Consider the following 540-nt stretch of genomic DNA (forward strand, 5'->3'; position numbering starts at 1 on the left):
TGGCGCGTTCAGCGTGACGCCGCTGCGCGAAGCCTGGCAGCTCCTGCGCGCCGACGAGTGTGCCGCGCTCGGCGTTCCGGAAGAGAGCGAAGGCTGGGTGCGCGAGGTGTATCTGTGCGGCCATGGCCAGCCCTGGGTGTTCGCCCGCAGCGTCGCGGCACGGGCGCAACTGGAAGAATCCGGCCTCGACCTGCAGCGCCTGGGCAATCGCTCCTTAGGCGAGCTGCTGTTCAGCGATCCAGCCTTCGCCCGCGGCACGCTCCAGGCCCGCCATTACCCCGCGCACTGGCTGCCCGATGCGTGCCGTGTCGATGGCCTCTGGGCGCGGCGCTCGTGCTTCCGCCAGAATCGACTCGGCGTGCTGGTCGCCGAGGTGTTCCTCCCCGGGCTGTGGCAGGCCGCCGCCGTCACGCCCTGAGCGCGCCGCTCTGCATGCCCCCTTCCGCCAAGGAGAGCCGTTGATGTATCTGAAACTGCTGCAATCGTGCAATCGCCTGCACCCGCGCGCCTGGGACTTCATCCAGCTGATGCGCCTGGACC

At 69.6% G+C, this 540-nt stretch carries 1 protein-coding gene; it reads left to right on the forward strand.

Annotated features, from left to right (window positions below):
- On the forward strand, positions 1 to 418 hold a 418-nt coding region (locus tag CXQ94_RS24050), incomplete at its 5' end, for a chorismate lyase (RefSeq protein ID WP_104092595.1).
- Between the last annotated feature and the right edge of the window lie 122 nt (positions 419 to 540).

It is taken from the genome of Arthrobacter sp. GMC3 (assembly GCF_002929305.1).
Lineage (GTDB): Bacteria > Actinomycetota > Actinomycetes > Actinomycetales > Micrococcaceae > Specibacter.